The 19,178-nt window shown below is 62.2% G+C and carries 12 protein-coding genes; 2 read left to right on the top strand and 10 right to left on the bottom strand.

Features of this window, described 5'->3' with window-relative positions:
- Positions 1-2: 2 nt before the first annotated feature.
- From NSO95_RS03755 to NSO95_RS03745, 3 genes are read right to left on the bottom strand one after another with little or no spacing between them, the layout of a single operon-like run.
- A complete protein-coding gene (locus NSO95_RS03755) occupies positions 3-3,056 on the bottom strand; it encodes a TonB-dependent receptor domain-containing protein (protein ID WP_257594819.1) in 3,054 nt (1,017 codons plus the stop codon).
- 24 nt (positions 3,057-3,080) lie between these two features.
- Positions 3,081-4,025, bottom strand: a complete 945-nt coding sequence (locus NSO95_RS03750) for an alpha/beta hydrolase (protein WP_257594818.1) — start codon at positions 4,023-4,025, stop codon at positions 3,081-3,083.
- On the bottom strand, positions 4,022-5,407 hold the full coding sequence (locus NSO95_RS03745) for a dicarboxylate/amino acid:cation symporter (protein ID WP_257594817.1): 1,386 nt from the start codon (positions 5,405-5,407) through the stop codon (positions 4,022-4,024). Before NSO95_RS03745 ends, NSO95_RS03750 begins: the two co-directional genes overlap by 4 nt.
- Before the next feature lie 195 nt (positions 5,408-5,602).
- Between NSO95_RS03745 and NSO95_RS03740 the strand changes: the two genes are divergently transcribed.
- Positions 5,603-7,297, top strand: a complete 1,695-nt coding sequence (locus NSO95_RS03740) for a sensor histidine kinase (RefSeq protein ID WP_257594816.1) — start codon at positions 5,603-5,605, stop codon at positions 7,295-7,297.
- Complete coding sequence (locus NSO95_RS03735; protein ID WP_257594815.1) at positions 7,294-8,580, top strand: sigma-54-dependent transcriptional regulator; 1,287 nt, start codon at positions 7,294-7,296, stop codon at positions 8,578-8,580. Before NSO95_RS03740 ends, NSO95_RS03735 begins: the two co-directional genes overlap by 4 nt.
- A 5-nt stretch (positions 8,581-8,585) precedes the next feature.
- Here the strand turns inward: NSO95_RS03735 and NSO95_RS03730 are convergent, their stop codons facing one another.
- The 7 genes from NSO95_RS03730 to NSO95_RS15325 all read right to left on the bottom strand — a co-directional run bounded on the left by NSO95_RS03730 (position 8,586) and on the right by NSO95_RS15325 (position 18,999).
- Complete coding sequence (locus NSO95_RS03730) at positions 8,586-10,628, bottom strand: TonB-dependent receptor (RefSeq protein ID WP_257594814.1); 2,043 nt, start codon at positions 10,626-10,628, stop codon at positions 8,586-8,588.
- 747 nt (positions 10,629-11,375) lie between these two features.
- A complete protein-coding gene (locus tag NSO95_RS03725) occupies positions 11,376-11,705 on the bottom strand; it encodes a hypothetical protein (protein ID WP_257594813.1) in 330 nt (109 codons plus the stop codon).
- Between the two features lie 151 nt (positions 11,706-11,856).
- On the bottom strand, positions 11,857-13,293 hold the full coding sequence (locus NSO95_RS03720) for an RHS repeat-associated core domain-containing protein (RefSeq protein WP_257594812.1): 1,437 nt from the start codon (positions 13,291-13,293) through the stop codon (positions 11,857-11,859).
- Positions 13,294-13,347: 54 nt separating this feature from the next.
- On the bottom strand, positions 13,348-13,572 hold the full coding sequence (locus tag NSO95_RS03715; protein ID WP_257594811.1) for an RHS repeat domain-containing protein: 225 nt from the start codon (positions 13,570-13,572) through the stop codon (positions 13,348-13,350).
- A gap of 281 nt (positions 13,573-13,853) precedes the next feature.
- Complete coding sequence (locus tag NSO95_RS03710; protein ID WP_257594810.1) at positions 13,854-14,333, bottom strand: hypothetical protein; 480 nt, start codon at positions 14,331-14,333, stop codon at positions 13,854-13,856.
- The gene (locus NSO95_RS03705; protein ID WP_257594809.1) at positions 14,330-17,134 is read right to left on the bottom strand and encodes an RHS repeat domain-containing protein; all 2,805 of its coding nucleotides are present in this window, start codon (positions 17,132-17,134) and stop codon (positions 14,330-14,332) included. The genes NSO95_RS03710 and NSO95_RS03705 overlap by 4 nt, the downstream gene beginning before the upstream one ends.
- Positions 17,131-18,999, bottom strand: a complete 1,869-nt coding sequence (locus NSO95_RS15325) for a hypothetical protein (RefSeq protein ID WP_257594808.1) — start codon at positions 18,997-18,999, stop codon at positions 17,131-17,133. Before NSO95_RS15325 ends, NSO95_RS03705 begins: the two co-directional genes overlap by 4 nt.
- Between the last annotated feature and the right edge of the window lie 179 nt (positions 19,000-19,178).

The raw sequence follows: 19,178 nt of genomic DNA, 5'->3' as shown, positions 1-19,178 counted from the left end.
TGTCAGAACTTCTTGCGCAGTTCGACATGGAAGACGCGCCCGCGCGGCGAATGCAGCTCACTGAAGTAGCCGTAGGTCTCGTCGGCCAGCGGCGGATCCTTGTCGAACAGATTGTTGACCGCAAGCCGGATGCGCGTGCCGTCGAGCGGGCCGCCGTTGTCGAAATTGTAGGCGAGCGAGACATTGGTCACGAACTGATCGTCGACGCGGTAGAAATTGGCGTTGGGATCGTCCGACACCAGCAGCACGTCGCGCACCACGCTGGTGTCCCACACCGCGCCGACATACTGGCCATAGAGCCCGATCTCGACGGGGCCGCTTTCCCAGTTGACCGAACCGCTCAGGCGCCACTTCGGCCGGCCTTCGATTTCGAGCAGCTCGCCCAGCCCGTCGATGTTGACGTCTTCCGGCAGCGTGCCGTCGGCGATCCCGGTCAGCAGTTCGTCGCTCTCCGGCCCGGCCGACTGGACGAAGCTCTTGAGCCGCGCCGCATTGAGCCGCAGGCGGAATTTGCCGAGCCCGAAATCGGGTACGCGGTAGTTCAGCCCGAAGTCCCACCCCTTCGACACGCGGCTGTCGAGGTTGATGTAGGGATCGAGCACCTGCAGAATCTCGCCTGCGGGGGCGAGGCTGGTGCCGGTGAACAGCGCGATATCGTCGGCCGTCGGCGCGGCGCGGATGACGGCCGGGTTGGTGCTGCCATTGAGGCGGCGCAGCAGGTCGAGCGCGATCGCATTATCGTCGCCGAAGGTGCCGACCAGCCCGGTTTGCTTCACGCGCCAGTAGTCTGCCGTCAGGGTCAAACCCGGAATGAAGCCCGGTTCGAGCACAATGCCGAGATTAATGCTGGTGCTGTCTTCGGGTTCCAGTTGGTCGGACCCCGAACGGAAGCTGATCACACCTTCACCCGGGCAGTTATCGAGGCCCGACAAAGTCCCCTTCTCGACCCGCGCCTGACAGGTCACGAAGTCGTCGCGGGTGTTGGACCGCGTCGTACCCGCATCGTTGACCTGCACCAGGTTGGGGGCGCGGAACCCTTGCGACCATGCGCCGCGGAAGGTCACGCCGGGGAAGGTGGTCCACGATGCCGCGACGCGCGGGACGACGGCGGTCTGGTCGATGTCTTCGAATCGCTCGACCCTACCCGCCAGCTGGACGTTGAATTCCTCCACCAGCGGAATGTCCAATTCGGGGCTAACCACCGGAACGAACAATTCGGCAAAGGCGGAGAAGACCACACGGCTGCCATTGGTGTCGGGCGACGGGCTGGTGCCTGCAACATCCGATCCGTTGGTCACGCCAGCGATCACGCTGTCGGTCCAGGTGATGGTGCCGTCGAGCCGCGGATCGCGATCATCGAAGAAGGTCTCGCGCCGCCATTCGATCCCGCCTGCGATACCCAGATTGCCGCCGGGCAGGCTGAGCAAATCGTCGCGGCTGATCTTGAAATCGGCCAAGGCGAGGCTGGTGCCGCCCTTACGGAAGACATCGATGCGGAAGTCATCGATCACAGAGTCCGGGTTGGGGGTGCAATCCCCCTGGCCCGGATCGCCGGTGACGCAGCCGCCGTTGAACGGGTTGTAGGCATCGGGCGTCGACTTGTTGATCGACTGCTGAAGCAGGGTCAGCGAAACGCGGTTGGTTTCCTTGTCGGTCACCCGCGCTTCGGAATAGACGAAGCCGGTGTCGAATTCCCACGCGCCGAAGTTGCCGCGCAGCCCGGCGACCATGCGATAGGAATCCTTGTCAACGAAGACCCCGCGATTGCCGGCATCGACGAAGCGGTACCGCTCCATGATGATATCCGCGCCGCCCGAGGGAATGGTGGTTCCCGGCAGACGGTTGGGATTGGGCGTGCCGTTGGGGAAGGTAACCGGCCCGAACGGGTTCCAGTAGGCGTTGCGCGAAATTCCCACTGGCACCGCGCTGAGGATCGCCGAGGCATCGTTGTTGCGGGCGTTCTCCGAGCGGTAGTAGCTGCCTTCGAAATAGGCCTCGACGCTGTCGCTCAGCTCGTAGCTGAGCAGCGCCATCGCGTTGTAGCGATCCTTCTCGCTGATCAACTTGTTGCCGAAAATGGTGTTGTAGCGGACCGCCGTGGTCGGAGTGGTCCCGGCGTTGGCGCACAATCCGTTGCCGAAATCCATATCACAGCCGGGAAACGAGCTCGGCTGAAGGTAGAAATCGTCATCCCCGATCGGGGTGCGATTGGATGCTGCCTGGATGTCGAATTGGCCGAACGGCCCGAAGGTGTTGCGGTTGTTGAACGAGGCATCGTCTTCGAAGTCGGTGCCGACTACCAGAGGAAGCTTGTTGTCGTCGGCGGAATAGGGGCGCGCCGATGCCAGCAAGCCGTTCTCATGGAAATAGCCGCCATAGACCGTCAAGTTGCCGCGCCCGCCGCCGAAGTCGAACCCGAACCCGCCGCTGATCGTATAGTTGTAGAGGCCAGTCCCGTCGGAATCGCGGTAATCGGCCTCCAGGAAGCCGCCGTTCATTCCGCCCTTGAGCACGGTGTTGATGACACCCGCAACCGCATCCGCGCCGTAGATCGCCGAAGCCCCGTCACGCAGGACCTCGACCCGCCGGACGCTGCCGGGAGCGATCTCGTTGGTGTCGGCGCTGACAACCGGGACCAGCAATTCGGTCTGGAAGCCGGGGTGGAGGTTCATCCGCCGCCCGTTGAGCAGCAGCAGCGTGTTGCCGGTGCCGAGGTCGCGCAGATTGACCGATCCGACATCGCCGCGCACGTTGTTGGAGGTGGTGGCGTTCTGCTCATTGAAGGCGACGGTGCCCACTTGCGGGATCGAACGGAACAGTTCGTCGCCCGATGCAGCGCCGGTGTTCTCGATCTGCTGCTCGTCGACTACCGTGACCGGCAGCACGTCGTTGATCTGTGCGCCCTGGATCTGCGACCCGACGACGAGGATTTCCTCGTCCGGGTTGGCGACGGGCTGCGCCGGGTCGGCAATCTCTTGCGCCTGTGCGGCGCTCGTCGCGGCGATCAGGCTGCAGCTGCTCAGCAGGACCAGTCGGCCGATAGTGTTCATGCGCATGGTGTATTTCCTTCCCTCATCCCATCAGTCGAATTTTCGTTTGGTTATCCAGTTTTCGAACATGGCCGGCCAATGGCTGAGGATCTGGTCCTCCTTGCCGAGGCCCCAGCCGTGCCCGCCATCTTCGAAGATATGCAGTTCCGCCGCCGCGCCCTTGGCGTGCAGAGACTGGAATAGCGAAATCCCATGCCCCGGCGGTGTGGTGAGATCGTCTGCCGATGCGAAGATGATCGTCGGCGGCGCATCCTTCGCAGCGTAGGTGTCGAGCGACCACTCCTCCTCGGCGGCGCTGCTCGGCTTGGTCCCGATGATTTCGCGCCTTGTGCGGGTGGTGTCGTACTGCTTGCGCAGCGACACCACCGGGAACAGCAGGACCGAGAAGTCCGGCCGCGCGCTCGCCGCTTCGTAGCGGTCGGCTCCGGCATAGAGTTCGCGCGCGGGCTGGAGCGCGGTGAAGCCGGCAAGGTGCCCCCCGGCGGAAAAGCCCATGATCCCGATCCGGTCGGTCCGGAGCGAAAACTCGGCGGCACGGGTGCGGATAATCTTCATCGCGCGCTGTGCATCGGCAAAGGGTGCGCTCGAATCCCACCCGTCATTCGGAAGGCGGTAGATCAATTCGAATACCGTGTAGCCGCGCGCCTGCAGCCAGAGCGCGATCGGGGTCGATTCCTTCCACAGCTGGATACGGAAATAGCCCCCGCCGCCCGCGACCAGCACCGCGCGACCATTGGGCTCGGAAGGTCGATAGACGCGCATCCGCGGCGTCGAGATATTCGACACCGCACCGAAGCCCGCACCCTCCTCGCCGATCTTTTCCGGACCGGTCGGTCCACCCTGGCCCGGCGGCCTTCCGGGCCACAGGGCAATCTCCTCGCTCCATGCCTCGGATGCCAGGGCGGCACCGGGCAAGAGTAGGGCAGCGGAGCCGACGGCAGCAGCCGAGCCGATCAGGGAGCGCCGCGTTATCATCGGGCGTCTCCCAAGGCTTGTGCCAGCGCTTCGCTGTGCGGACCCGAACGCTCGTGCCGTTCGATATCTTCTTCGGGTAGCGGCATCGCCTGCCCTGCCATCGCGGCAGCGAGGCGATCGGTATCGAGCGCCCGCTCCCACTTGGCGACGACGATGGTGGCAACCGCGTTACCAATGAAATTGGTCAGCGCGCGGCATTCGCTCATGAACCGGTCGATCCCGAGGATCAGCGCCATGCCCGCAACCGGCACCGAAGGCACGACCGAGAGCGTGGCGGCGAGGATCACGAAGCCCGAGCCGGTCACCCCGGCCGCACCTTTGGAGCTTACCATCGCCACCAGCACCAGCATCAGCTGCTCGCCCCAGCTCAGTTCGACCCCGACCGCCTGCGCGATGAACAGCGCGGCAAGCGTCATGTAGATATTGGTGCCGTCGAGATTGAAAGAGTAGCCGGTCGGCACGACCAGCCCGACCACCGTCTTGCGGCAGCCGGCGATCTCCATTTTCTCCATCAGGCTCGGCAGCGCGGCTTCGGACGACGACGTGCCGAGGACCAGCAGCAGTTCTTCCTTCAGATACTTGATCAGCGCGAAGATCGAGAAGCCGGAGAGCCATGCGACGATCCCGAGCACACCGAGCACGAAGAGCAAAGATGTGAGGTAGAAGGTGGCGATGAGCGCCGCCAGATTGGCCAGCGAACCGATCCCGAATTCGCCGATGGTAAAAGCGATCGCGCCGAAGGCCCCGATCGGCGCCAGCTTCATCAGCATATGCACCAGCTTGAAGATCACCTCGCTGAACGAGGCAAGCACATCGAACACCAGATCGCTACGCGGGCGGGTGGCAGCGATCGCCACGCCGGAAAGAATGGCGACCAGCAGCACCTGCAGGATCGAGCCGCTGGTCACGGCGCTGAACAGGGTTGTCGGGATGATACCAAGCAGGAAGCCGGTCAGCGTATGGTCCTTGGCGGTTTCGGTGTAGGTCGCAACCGCCGATGCATCGAGGGTCTCCGGATCGATATTCAGACCGGCACCGGGCTGGACGACATTGGCGATGACCAGGCCGATCACCAGCGCCAGGGTCGAAAAGAACAGGAAGTATGCCATAGCCTTCCACGCCACGCTGCCGACGGCGGACATATCCTTCACGCCGGCGATACCGGTGGCGACGGTTACGAAGATCACCGGGGCGATGATCATTTTGACAAGCGCAACAAAGCCATCGCCGAGCGGTTTGAGATTCGCGCCGAAGTCGGGGAAGAAATGGCCGAGTGTCGCCCCCGCCACGATCGCCGCCAGCACCTGGACATACAGCACGCGGTAGAACGGTGTGCGCCCGTCGCTCTTCGGATCGGCCGTGACTGCGCGTCCGGTCGCCATCGAATTCCCCCTCCCATGCCGGTCGCTGCCGGCGTTCCGTAGCCGATCCTAGACCAGGGCGCGCGTAGACCAAATCTGTTGAGCGAGAGAATGTTCTGACATTTTTTCAGTGGTGTAGATTTGGTCAACGCCAAATTTGTCCGACTTTCCGCACAAATTCGTTGACCGGATTGCGAAATTCCGCACAACGGGTGCATGACTACGCGGAGCGACAGTGAGGCGATCCCGCGCAGCCGGCTGACGCTGGTAGCCATCGTCGGCGGAGCCATAATCATCCTGTCCCTGCTGGCCTATGTCGCGCTCGACCGTGCGATGCGGAACGCGGCCATGGACGAAGCCCGGTCGGTTGCGGCAGCCGATGCCGCGATCCTTGCAGAGGGTCTGCAAAGCGAGCTGGAGAAGTTCTCGCTCGTGCCACTGGTGCTGGCCGAGGATCCGCAGGTGCGCGGACTGGTCTCGGGCGACAGCGGCGATGTGGCCACGCTCAACCGCCGGCTCGAAGAGCTCGCCCAACAAACCGGAGCGGCAGCGATCTATCTGACCGATGCCCGGGGCACCACACTGGCGGCGAGCAATTGGCGGCTGCCGACCAGCTTCGTCGATTCCAACTACGGTTTCCGGCGCTACTTCATCCAAGCGATGGACAGCGGCAGCGCAACCCAGTTCGCGCTCGGCACGGTCAGCCGCCGGCCGGGTCTCTATATTGCGCAGCGGGTCGACGATGGCGAAAGCAAACTCGGGATCGTTGCGGTCAAGGTCGAGTTCGATGCTCTCGAAGCCAGCTGGCGCAAGGCGACCTCGGGAGTCTTCGTGACCGATGCCGAAGGGGTGGTGCTGGTCACCAGCAACCCCGCATGGCGGTTCAACACCCTGCGCCCCGAGAACGCCGCCAAACGCGACCGGGCAGCCGACGCGCGCCAATTCGGCCTGGCAAGCCTTCCGACCATGCCGGACCTCACCTCGCCTTCCTCGCTGGTTGGAACCTCCTTGATCGAGACCGAGCAGCCGATCGCTCCCAACGGATGGGATCTTCATTTGCTGGCCGATCCATCGCCCCGCGTTGCGGCCGCGCGCGCCAATGCGCAACTGGTGCTGCTGCTTGGGCTGGTCGCCGTCGCCCTGGCTGGAGCCGCCCTGTTCCTCGGCCAGCGCCGGCGCGAGGCGAGGGCCGAGGCAGAGGTGGCCGAACGCACAGCCAAACTGCGCGACCAGTTGCAGCAGGCGAACCGGCTCGCCACGCTGGGCCAGGTTACCGCAGGGGTTGGGCACGAGATTCGCCAGCCGGTGGCGGCAATGCGGGTACTTGCAGAGAACGGAGGCAAGCTGCTTTCGGCCGGTGACGCCGCGACGGCGAAAGAGAATTTCGGTACCATCGTCTCGCTGACCGACCGGATCGGCAAGATCACCGACGAGCTGCGAAGGTTCAGCCGCCGGGGCACCGCGCAACCGCGCGATGTGGCGCTGCGCGAAGTGGTCGAGGGGGCCATGCTGCTGCTCGGCGACAGGATCGCGCAATCGGGTGCGGGCGTCGTCCTGCCACCGGGCGAAGATCTTGCGATCCGCGTCCGCGGTGAGCACGTCGGTCTGGAGCAGGTGCTGGTCAACCTGCTGCAAAATGCGCTCGATGCGGTGGGCGGCGATGGCAGGATCGTGCTGTCGATCACACGCGACGGCGAGAAATGCCTGCTCTCGGTGCGCGACAATGGGCCTGGTCTCGACGCGGAGCAGCGCGACTCGCTGTTCCAGCCTTTCGCCACCACCAAGGAGGATGGGCTCGGGCTCGGGCTCGTCATCTCGCAGGACATCATGCGCAGTCTTGGCGGTGACCTTGTCCTCGCACGCGCCGATGGAGGCGGTGCCTGCTTCGTCATGGCGGTGCCGCTGGCATGACGAATGTGCAAGTCGTGCTGGTCGAAGACGACGAAGCGCTCGGCCAGGCGGTGCTGCAAGCGATGCGGCTCGAAGGCTATGATGCGATGCTTTTTGGCGATGCGCGCGATGCCCTGTCGGCTCTCGATGCGGATTTTCCCGGAGTGGTCGTCAGCGATGTCCGTCTGCCCGGGCTCGACGGGATCGCCTTCTTCGAGCGGTTGCAGCAGATCGATGCCAAATTGCCGGTCATCTTCACCACCGGTCACGGCGATGTGCCGATGGCGGTGGAAATGCTCAAAAAGGGAGCGGCGGACTTCTTCACCAAGCCCTATGCGACCGACCAGCTGCTGCGCGCGGTTGCCGCCGCAGCGGAGAAGCGCACGCTGGTGATCGAAAACCGCCGGTTACGCAGCGCTCTCAATGCCCGCAGCGAGAGCCGGATTATCGGCTCCTCGCAAGCCGCCGAGACCTTGCGCAGTGTCATTGCCGCTGTCGCCGGTTCGAATGTCGATGCGCTGGTCGAAGGGGCCGAGGGGACGGGGAAGAGCTTCGTGGCGCGGTTGCTGCACGAGACCGGTCCCCGCGCCCGGCGACCTTTCGTCACAATCGATCGCGCCATGATCGCGCATCAGGATGCCGAGCTCCTGCTGTTCGGCCGCGATCCTTCCGCCGGGCTGTCACGCACCGGCATGATCGAACGCGCGAACGGCGGCACGCTGCTGCTCGACGATCTGACCGGGGTGCCGGGACCGATAGAAGCGCGGCTTCTGTCCTTGCTCGAGAACCGGACCATCCACCCGCAGGGTGCCGAGCGCCCGCGCAAGCTCGACCTGACCATCCTGGCGACTTCGAGCGGCACGGGCTTCGGCCTCGATCACCGGATGGGAGCGGTGCGCATTGTACTGCCCCGGTTGTCGGCTCGCCGCGAGGATATTCCCGAGTTGTTCAGGCATTTCGTGATCGATGAGGAGCGCAAAATTGGCTCGCGCGCACCCGACATCGGCGAAGCCGTGTGGCAGCATGTCATGTCGCACGACTGGCCGGGGAACCTGCGCGAATTGCGCGCCTTCGCGCGTGCCTTTGCGCTCGGGCTGTCCGAGCTGACCTCAGGCAACCCGCGCAGCGCGGGCAGCGGAGCCCTGTCGGATATCGTTGCGGAATTCGAACGGACGGTGCTCGACGAAGCCTTGCGCAGGGCGAAGGGCAATGTCGACGCAGTCGCCGCGAAGCTCAGCGTCCCGCGCAAGACGCTTTATGACAAGCTTGCGCGCCACGACCTCAAACCGCGCGATTATCGCTGAGGCGTTCAAAGCTGGATTTTGACCCCGGCCCAGACCGTGCGCGGCATGCCCAGGTCGATCGATCCGCCCTGGTTGCGGGTGACGATGGTCTCGTCCGCCAGATTCTCGCCGCGCAAGACCAGCGCGAACGGGCCCGAGAGCGGTAGCTCGACATAGGCGTCGATGGTGGTGGCCGCAGGCAGGACATCGGTCTCGAGATCGTCCTCGAACTGTGCGCCGATATGGCGCAGCGTCGCTGCGAGAACTATACCGTCGTCGGTCCGATAGCTCACCGTCGCGCTGCCCGCCCAGCGCGGCGTTTGCGCGGGACGGTTTCCGTCGAGCGCCGCTGCGAAGCCGGCCCCGCGCGCTTCGGCATCGGTATAGGCGAGCGATCCGTCGAACCGTACCGGACCCAGCGCCAGCCCCAGGCTCGCCTCGATCCCGCGCGCACCGATCGCATGGATGTTCTGCCGCTGGCGCAGATTGGTACCGACGGTGACATTGGCGATCGCATTCTTCACCCTGTTGTCGAACACCGTGAGCGACAGGTCGACCGCCTCGTCCGGGGCGAAATCGATGCCCGCCTCGAATCCCTCCAGTCGCTCGTTTTCGAGCGCGGGATTGGCCTGGGTGGTGACCGGGAAGACCACGAAAGGGCGATACAGCTCGTTGAGGGTCGGCAGGCGTAGCCCGCTGTATCCCGCTGCACGCAGCCGCAATCCGTCGCCGAGGCGCAGCAGCGCTCCGCCGCGCAGCGATGCCACCCAGCCCGCGCGATCGGCGAAGCGGTCCTCGGCAATCACCGCTCCGCTGCCGCTGCGTTCGATGAAGAATCCGTCGGCAATCGAGTAGCGATCGGCGCGCACTCCCGCCGTCACCGTGAGCGCGCCCAGTGTTAGGTCGTTCTCCGCAAACAGCCCGAGGTCGGTGTTGGCCCCGCCCGCATTGCGCCGTGCGGTGACAGCCCCGGTGAACGCGCTGAGCGCGGTTTCGAACAGCTCGCCATCCGACTTGCGGTAGTCCACGCCCAGCCGCAGCACGTTGTTCGCGCCGGTCGGCGGACGCAGTTCGAACTTTCCGCCGAGCCCGGTCGATGGCGTGTTGCGCTGGTCGAGCACGGGGACGAAGCGGGTCGAACTGATAACCAAATTGGTAAACTTGCGTGCCTGAACGTACCCCAACGCATCGAACTGCCATTCTCCGCGCCCGACGATGCGCAGGCTGGCATCCTGCCCTTCGCTGGTCGAGTCCGCGCCGTCGAACCGCAGAGTGCGCCGGTCGTCGAACGCCAGGCCGCGTGCTTGCAGCTCCACCGTATCGCTGAGCGGTGCGACCCCGCGCAGCTGCACCGACCAGCTCTCGTAGGCGGCGCGCGCGGTGGCCGGAACCCGCTCGGCCAGCGGCGTGGTGTCGAAGCCCCTGCCCCGGTCCCACCGGCCCGAGATGGTCCCGAACCCGCTCCCCAGCTTGCTGGCGAGCGTGCCGCCGATCGCCGTCTCGCCCCGGTTGTCGACCAGCGCTTCACCGCTGAAGGTGCCAAGGGTATCGGCATCGGCGCTGGTCAGCTCGATCGTGCCCGCCAGCGCGCCCGCGCCGAACGGCCCCGAGCCGCCGCCGCGCGTCACCCGCGCTTCCGCCAGCCGTTCGGGCGCGATGGCACTGAACGGGATATAGCCGAAGAACGGATCGCTCATCGGCACCCCGTCGAGCAGCACCAGCGCGCGGCTGGTCGCATTGCCGCCGAGCGCGCGCAGCGTTGCCCCTTGCGCCGAAGGATTGGCCGAGCGGCTGTCCGACCGGCGAAACTGCTGAAACCCCGCGACGGAGGAGAGCGCATCCTCGATCCGGCCCGATCCCGTCGCGAGCAGCTGTTCACGCTCGATCACCTGCGTGTCGTAGGCCGGGCTTGCAGGGGTCTCTTCGAGCCCGGTACCGGTTACGATAATCGGGCGCGTTTCCGGTTCGCCCGGCAGGTCATCCTGAGCCGAGACGGGAGGGGAGGCAAGAGCGAGCACGCCGATGGCGAGCGTCCCCAGCGCCTTGGCGCAAGATATCGTATCGATCATAAAACCCGTTTCGCGATGCCGGACCGCGCCCGGCTTGGAAATTGGTGGCCGCTCTAATGCAACTCTCCGCCGATTGGCAGGGCTTTCCTGCGGACGGTTGTGAATCGGAGCAAAGGAGCGGCAAGGCGATCATGCGGATGCGCACTTGTGCAACTCAATGCGCGGGAATGAGCCGGGTGGCGGATGACGCAGTCAGGAGTGAACCGCTCTCTTCTCTGTTTTCCCTGTTTTCCCTGTTTAACAGGGAATTTACAGGGGAAATCGCATTTTTCAGGCCCCTTGCCTCGGCTCCTTACGCATATTTAACAGGATAGTTCAGAGGCTTTTGTGCAATTCAGGAGGAAATTTCCGCATTCAATAGCAGGGAATTCAATTCCCAGTAACAGGGAATTTGTTCGCCCACCGCTTGTCCCCGGCGTAGCTCAGCGCCGTGCAGTTGGCGTTGCCGCTGCCCTGCACCCGCATCTCGACCAGCCGGTTCTCGACATTACTGAAACAAGTTCAGCACAGGCTACGAGATAGACATATTGCCCGTCGGCGGTGAGGTTGCACAGGTTGAACCGGAGGTGACCAAGCGGTCCGTCACCTCATCTGCGCACATCAGCAGGAGCAACAGAGCTGACGGCTAATTGAGTATACTGTCCCTGCAATTTCCTGCCCCTAACTGATTGCGGCACCCACGCCAGCGGGTGCGTTTGCTTGGACAGGACCCTCTGCGCCGAGCAATAGTCTTTTAAATGCTCATCTTTAAGGTTCCCAACTCACTAAGTCTCTTGGTATCTTATAAAGCTTCAAAAATTTGTCAGTGAGACCTTTAATATCGCCACCCCCCTGCGAGTCAAATACCAGACAAAACCCAGAGTAAGATGAATTCGGGCGTTGATAAAGGACAGCCGGAATTTCGAAATCTTCAACTATCCCATATATAATATCGTCGAAATCATCTCTATCAAATATCAATTTTGATTGGCAAATTTCTTCAACTCTGTCTCTTTCGATATCAATTAGAGCTGCCTGATCCTCAACCCCCATTGGCCATTCACGATGCATATATATACCTCTTGCGATTCCGGTCAATCTTTCCCAGAGATCAGGGATGCATTCCATATATTTTGAACTTTATCATAATATTAACTATTTATTTAACATGAATAAGCAAGGATATGTAGTGATTGATAAAAATACCATGAGAGGCATTCTGTTAGGGCGCTATCTTATAACATTATGATTAATCAACCTTTACTCCAATTCGCACAACTTTAATTGGGATAACAGCGTATTCCTCTCCTTGTATCTCCATTTCCGACACTCCCGGTTGCCCGAGCCTCCATCTTGCTTCATGTGGAGGAGTGCCCGCAGCAGGAGGCACTACTGTAGTAAACTCAATTCCCCTCGCGTTGGGAGGAAGGGGGCCAACATAAGCTTGTGCTGTCGGAATGTTGCTACCACGTGGCGCCTTTCCAGCCAACATGCCTGACGAAGCCATGATAGCTGAATCAGCAGCAGACTGTAGTCGGTGAAAGACAACCTCGTTCGGCTTGTTCTCACTGCTTTCCTCCCGCGCTGTTTCCCTTGCGGCTTGGCTTCTTTTCTCTCGCGGAGGCAAAGGTGTCGACACAAGCCTTGGCCTGTTTGCTGTTACAGCATTTTGTCGACTCACCGTCGCGGCTGCACCGCCAACCACGGCAACGCCTGCTGCGCACGCCAATGCTCCCCAACGGCTAGCAACACATGCCTCTGCAACCGCAACGGCCCCCGTCCGCGCTCGTTTCCCCGTCGGATCGACCCCGTTGACCGGATCGTTTCCGACATAGGCGTAGAGGTTGAACTGGTCCTCGTAGCCGATCGGGTCGACCTGCAGGAACCGGCCCAGCCTCGGCGAGTAGACGCGGGCCTTGTAGTAGTAGAGCCCCAGCTCCGCCAGCCACGCCTGGCCGGTGTAGCGGAACCGGCCGCGGGTCGGGATGTCGTTGCAGGCGCCGCAGCCCTGCATGCCGTATTCGTCGTAGCTGTTCGCTGCCAGCAGCGTGCCGGTGTGATCGGTCACCGCGACGATCGAGCCCTGGTGGTTCGCCAGCAGGAACCGCCGCGCGCCGGGGATCACCCCGCTGCCCTCGTACCAGATCAGCGGATCGTCCGCGTCGGCGTTGGTGCCGTGGATGTAGCGCCGCAGCATGGTGCCGTTGACGTCGTACTCCGCCACCATCGCATCGCCGTCGTAGAGGAAGCGGGTGAAGGCGTTGGAGTAGTTGGTCCCGCCGCTGGTGATGAAGTTCTCGACCCGGTAGAGCCGGCCGAGCGGATCGTATCGCAGCTCCGCCCGCTTGTCCCCGGCGTAGCTCAGTGCGGCGCAATTGGCATTGCCGCTGCCCTGCACCCGCATCTCGACCAGCCGGTTCTCGAGGTCATACAGATAGACATACTGCCCGTCGGCGGTGAGGTTGCCGTTGGGGTCGTAGCAGAACCCCACCTCGCCATCGTTCTCATACTGGTTGAGGCCGTTGGTGAGGTAGCTGCGGGTGATGTCGTCCGAGCCGGTGTAGGCGTAGGCGTCATTGCTGCGCGACACCGAGCCGAGCTGGCCCGAGGGGATATAGCTGTAGCCGTAGGTGACATCGCCCGCCGTATTGCGCAGGTCGTGCGCCAGCGAGGCGGTGCGGCTCACCGGATCGTAGGTCGGCGTTGTGGTGGTTTTGAGGCTGTAATAGAGCCAGTCGCGTTACTTCACCTGGCCGCGATTGGTATATTCCATCGCGCCGATAGGCGTGGCCCATTCGCGCATCGCGGTCGCGCGGTTGAGCCCGTCATAGTCCATTTGCCAATAGGCACCGTCGGGATGCGTAATCTGCGTACGATTGCCATCCAGATCATAGAGCGAGCTGACCGTGCGGCTGACCCCGTCGGTGTTCTGCATTTCGGAAAGCACAACGGCTCTAAGCGCCACCGGACCACTCCGGTGCTGCAGATTTGCTACCGGGTCACGACTGGCACAGAAAAGGACACACCCAGTTTTTGGCAGAATACCGACATCTTCTAGCGGCTCCGGCTGCGTACCGTGTGCGCCTTGGCGTCCCAAAATGCGAGCGGCGATCCGGTTATAAAGGCGAGCTTTTCCAAGAAGGCACTTGCCTACGCTTGAGCACCTCAAAATTGAACAGCCGACGCTCGCTGGTAAACGTCATCAACCTGCAACGGAATCAAATTCTTTCGTCTCGTTTCGCAGTTTCACTGGGCGAGCAAATCCTCGAACTTGCCTGGTGGTCGATCAAGCTTTTTCAACTCCGAAAGCCTAAAGTACCTAAAGCCGTTATTCTCTCTTTCTTCCAAGGCAAACTGAACCTCGTAGACAGGTGTATTTAGTGATGGAAATTTTCGGGAGGTTATATAATTTGCTCCTAAAGGGCGATCAATTCCTAATTGATCATCAACGGCTTTACTTGATCCGTTAATTTCGAGAACACCTATATGCTCGATTGCGCTCCCCTGTCCGGCATAGCGTTTAACGATACAATTTTTCGATAGAATGTAAACGTAGGGCTCATCCTTCTGATACAAAAGAATTAGGTATCCATTGCGAACCTTCGTACTGCCACCCCAGCACTTTGGATTGCCGACATACTCCAAAGTCGTCTCAACTTGCACCGCTTCATCTGTACATGCACAAAGCGTTGCAGCGGCTAACAGAAGTACAAATGGAATTTTCAAAATCCCCTCCTTCCTTCCCGTGCCATCGCTCGACCAACAGGCCCTGCACAGTGCCGAGCGTGCAATCCACAAACCTCATTCAGGTGTGCGCGAGTATAGTCAGCCGCAGAGGAGTAGCCTTTGTATGGTCCGGGCCCCGCAATCCCCACTAAGAACTGCATCAGGTAAGGACGAACTTCGCCCTCCAACCGACCCAAGCCATCGTTTCGTTGCCGATCATGTTGGACTTCATGCGCTAGCACAGCGCCGAGCTCCAATGGCTCTCCACTTCGAGCGGCGTAATCGGTATCCAATCTAATCGTTCTAGTTTTCTTATCATAATCGCCGCCAGCCCGGCCTGGTAGGTCTGCAGTCGCAATCGTTAGGCCGTTGTTGTCGTTCTTTGTACCAATATCTGCGAGTACGCCGTCTATCGTATCGGCGGCTTTTCCTGCTGCGAGCCTAGATTTCTCGCTCAACTGCTTGTTGTCGGCTGCCGAGCGATAGGAATCTCGCGCTTCCCCGATCTGCTTGACCGCTTCCGCTGCAGCAGCACAGTCACCCTTAGTTTTGCATTCATACATCCCCGTCGGATCGACCGCATTGACCGGATCGTTCCCGACATAGGCGTAGAGGTTGAACTGGTCCTCGTAGCCTATGGGGTCGACCTGCAGGAACCGCCCGAGCCTCGGCGAGTAGATGCGGGCCTTGTAGTAGTAGAGCCCCAGTTCTGCCAGCCACGCCTGCCCGGTGTAGCGGAACCGCCCGCGGGTCGGGATGTCGTTGCAGGCGCCGCAGCCCTGCATGCCGTACTCGTCGTAGCTGTTCGCCGCCAGCAGCGTACCGGTGTGATCGGTCACCGCGACGATCGAGCCCTGGTGGTTCGCCAGCAGGAACCGCCGCGCGCCGGGGATTACGCCGCTGCCCTCGTACCAGATCAGCGGATCGTCGGCGTCGGCATTGGTGCCATGGATGTAGCGCCGCAGCATGATGCCATTCACATCGTACTCCGCCACCATCGCGTCGCCATCGTAGAGGAAGCGGGTGAAGGCGTTCGAGTAGTTGGTCCCCCCGCTGGTGATGAAGTTCTCCACCCGGTAGAGCCGGCCGAGCGGATCGTATCGCAGCTCCGCCCGCTTGTCCCCGGCGTAGCTCAGTGCGGCGCAATTGGTATTTCCGCTGCCCTGCACCCGCATTTCGACCAGCCGGTTCTCGACGTCGTAGAGATAGACATACTGCCCGTCGGCGGTGAGGTTGCCGTTGGGGTCGTAGCAGAACCCCACCCCGCCATCGTTCTCATACTGGTTGAGGCCGTTGGTGAGGTAGCTGCGGGTGATGTCGTCCGAGCCGGTGTAGGCGTAGGCGTCATTGCTGCGCGACACCGAGCCGAGCTGGCCCGAGGGGATATAGCTGTAGCCGTAGGTGACATCGCCCGCCGTATTGCGCAGGTCGTGCGCCAGCGAGGCGGTGCGCCCCGCCGCGTCGTAGCTGGGCGTAGAGACCGTGTTGAAGCTGGAGTAGGGGTACTGCCGCTGCGCGGGCAGGCCGCGGCTGTTGTAGCTCATCAGGCCGATGGTGGCGCTGTTGTCCGACAGCTGGACCGCGCGGTTCAGCCCGTCGTAGGCGAGCTGCCAGTACTTGGCGTCGGGATGGGTGATGCGGGTGCGGTTGCCGTTCTTGTCATAGCGGTAGGCCAGCGTTCGGCTCGCCCCGTCGAGCGTATCGGTCGCGCTCTTCTGCCGCCCGAACCCGTCCCACGCGCTGAGCGATCCCTGGCCGTTCGCGCTGTCGAACCGGATCGAGGTCTGAAGATCGCGCAGGTCGTAGGTGTAGAACACGTCGCGGGTGTGGATGGCGGCGAGCCCGTCGCGCTCGGGTACGGTCTTGCGGATCACCCTGTCGAGCGCGTCATACTGGTAGGTGATCACCGACCCGTCGCGCTTCCTGAGCGTCAACCGGTTGCCGTTCGCGTCGTAGCTGTACTGCTCGTAGTCGGCAGTGTTGATGCTGCCTGCGGTTGCCAGCGCCGTCGCCGGTGTTGCCGCGTCGAAGGTCGCAGGGCGGGACTTCGCCGGGAAGATCCATTTCGTTTGCCGGTCGTGCCCGTCGTACTCGAGCTTCGCCCGGTTGCCATTGGCGTCGATCACATGTTCGATCTGGCCGTTGGGCGTATGGCTGTAGGTGACGTCGGCGATCTCGATCGGCGTGCCGACCGCCTTGCGGATCTGCACCACCTGGCCCGCCGCATCGTAAACCGTGCGGGTGATCCGGTCGGGTCCTTGCGTACCTTCCGGGCCCGGCGTGCAGGCGCTGGCGGGCAGCGCTCCATAAGTCGCCGGGTTCATGCGCACGGCGGTGCATTCGAGACGGCCCCGGTTGTCGTAGCTGTACTGGGTCAGGCCGATCGCGACGCTGTTGCTGCCTTTAGCGATCTCCTGCACCTTGCGGCGATGGATGTCATAGACGGTCTCCATCCGCGAGAGCACGGTAAAGCCGGTCCAGCCCGCCGGCAGGACGCTCTCGCTTTGCCAGCTGGCGAGTTCGCCGGTCTCGACCTTTGTGACCTGCCCCTTGCTGTTATAAGTGGTTCGTGAGGCGGCGTGCTTGAGCGGGCCGGTTCCATCAGGGTCTGGCGCGACGGTGCCGGTGACGCGGCCCGCTGCATCGTAGCGCACCGCCGAGGTGTAGGGCGAGGCCGCCGACTGCGCGCTGGCAGCGCCCGCGAACAGTCCCGAGACGAGCACGGCAAGGCACAGCGCGACCAGAGGGGCGACGAGCGGGGCGAGCCGGCGATTCCAGCCCATGGTGTGCGCCCGGCTCATGGGCAGCTCGCCATCCCGGCCTGGGGCTGGGTCTCGGCGATCTTCTCGCCGAAGTAATTGTACCGGAAGCAGGTGCGCAGCGTTTCCATCTGCCCCTGATCGTTCTCGGCGGTCACCGCGATGCCCCGCAGCAGCAAATTGTTGAGCCCGGTGGTGGGGCCGTAGTCGTATTCGGTGACGACTTCGTCGGTCGTGCCCGCGCAGCTCGCCAGCGTGCGGCAGGATGACGTGCGGGTCAGCAGCGAGATCGGCGGACCGGCAGCAACCGCGCCGCCTCCCGAATTCTTGATGTAGGCGGTGCGCAAGGTGTAGCTGTTGGTCACCCTCGGGCGCGCGGCACCCGGGGCCGGGGCTGGCCTGGTCTCGGTCAGCACCTGGCCGCGGTCATTGTAGGTGTATTCGGTAACATTGCCGTTGGCATCGGTTGCCGTGAGCGGCTTGTTGCAGCGGGGCAACGGGACATTCGTGCAGTCCGCAATGTAGTCGAACGATGTCTGGATCACGCCTTCGGACGAATTGGGCTTGGGAGACGATTTCGTGCCGAGAACATTGCCGCGACCATCGAAGAGTGTCTGGATGTCGTTCCCTTCGGGGAAAATCGCCCCCGCGATTTCATCCTGACCATTGTACAGGAACGTTGTCTTGCGCCCCAGACCATCCTTCACGAAGATGATCTGCCGACGTGCCATGTCTCTGTTAGCGTAGGGCTTCAATGTAAGCGATTCGGACACAAGCTCGCCGTTGATCCGGCTGGAAATGTTCAACTCATAGATTTGGGAACCAACTGCGCTGTTCATTCCCGGATTCTGAGGATCCGGGGGCGCTTCAGGCAGTACGGGCCAAGAGGGTTCTGACCAGGCAGAGCCACCAAGCGCGGGTTCGTAGTAGTCCCACCCACCAACCTCTTGCCAACTGCCTCCCGAACATGCCGCATAGGTCGTACCATGCCCTTCGGCATCGAAATCCCCGATAAAACAGTCCGGATTGGCTCCCGAATTGGAAGCATTGAAATTCGAACCCCTCGTTACCGCCATCAAGAAGTCGACGGCCGAGTTGCCGGTCAGCCCTTCACCGGCACCTTCCGAAGGTGGCTGGATGAATTCCGTGGCCATTCCAAACGGCCAATAGACCGAATTCTCATAGTTTACTGTGACCCCGCTTCGGGTGATGGATGCAACCCGGATATCGTCATGGACATCCTTGAGCGGATCGATCGAATTATATGTGATGGTCAGATCTTCGGTCGCGCTTCCTGGGAATCTAACTCCTAGAAGGTAGCGCGCCGAGAGGTTCCGGAGGCTGCCCGCGACAGTGCCATTGTCGCCGATCGGTGGCCTGCTTTCCTTGGCGACCTTCTCGACCCATCGCAACTTGGTGACACCACCTGCCGCATCCGTGATGTTGAGCGGATTGGTGAATGCAGTGGGCAAGGAAGCACTGCGGGTCGGTGCAGTCGTAGAACAGGCTGAAGTTCCGGCTGGATCGCAAAAATCGACAGCCTGATTGACCGCTTTGACCACACCGCCGGTGGCCTTCAACAGGAATCCGAAGCTGTTCCTTCTGGTGCCGGTCCAGTGATGCTCTTCCACCCGACCATCAGGATAATTGATCGTGGCCTTCATACTATCGAAGGCGATTTGGACTCCATGGCCGTCGGTGAACAGATAGCCGGTGCCCTGCGGTTGCAAGGTATTGTACAGGAAAAAGTATTGCGGGATGCAGGCTGCGGAACCGCACTCAAAGGTCTGCGAACCGCCCCAGTAGTCCACTGTGACATTGTGCCGGTTGGGATCGGTTTCGGCGGGAAACCGCGGGATCTCGACGTGATACGGCGCAACCGTCAAAGTCGGTCCGTCGAGGCTCACTGGATAACCCTGTACCGGCATGAATGACTCGGCATGCGGAGGCGAATGTACTCCCGACACCGAGATTTCGAGCCGGGCGGATGCACCGCCAATCCCGATTATCTCGCCGCTCGACCACACGAACCGGCCCGTCTTTCGGTCGAGCCCGAATTCATCGACCGCCTTTTCGTTGACCTCGG

The sequence above is a fragment of the Parerythrobacter lacustris genome, from assembly GCF_024626475.1.
Taxonomy (GTDB): domain Bacteria; phylum Pseudomonadota; class Alphaproteobacteria; order Sphingomonadales; family Sphingomonadaceae; genus Parerythrobacter_A; species Parerythrobacter_A lacustris.
Note: the sequence above shows the minus strand (reverse complement) of the source record. Positions and strands in the feature narration are given on the sequence as shown.

Bases quoted from the DNA above. Each gene is read 5' to 3' on its own strand.
- NSO95_RS03755 (WP_257594819.1), bottom strand. From the start codon at position 3,056: ATGCGCATGAACACTATCGGCCGACTGGTCCTGCTGAGCAGCTGCAGC.
- NSO95_RS03750 (WP_257594818.1), bottom strand. From the start codon at position 4,025: ATGATAACGCGGCGCTCCCTGATCGGCTCGGCTGCTGCCGTCGGCTCC.
- NSO95_RS03745 (WP_257594817.1), bottom strand. From the start codon at position 5,407: ATGGCGACCGGACGCGCAGTCACGGCCGATCCGAAGAGCGACGGGCGC.
- NSO95_RS03740 (WP_257594816.1), top strand. From the start codon at position 5,603: ATGACTACGCGGAGCGACAGTGAGGCGATCCCGCGCAGCCGGCTGACG.
- NSO95_RS03735 (WP_257594815.1), top strand. From the start codon at position 7,294: ATGACGAATGTGCAAGTCGTGCTGGTCGAAGACGACGAAGCGCTCGGC.
- NSO95_RS03730 (WP_257594814.1), bottom strand. From the start codon at position 10,628: ATGATCGATACGATATCTTGCGCCAAGGCGCTGGGGACGCTCGCCATC.
- NSO95_RS03705 (WP_257594809.1), bottom strand. From the start codon at position 17,134: ATGAGCCGGGCGCACACCATGGGCTGGAATCGCCGGCTCGCCCCGCTC.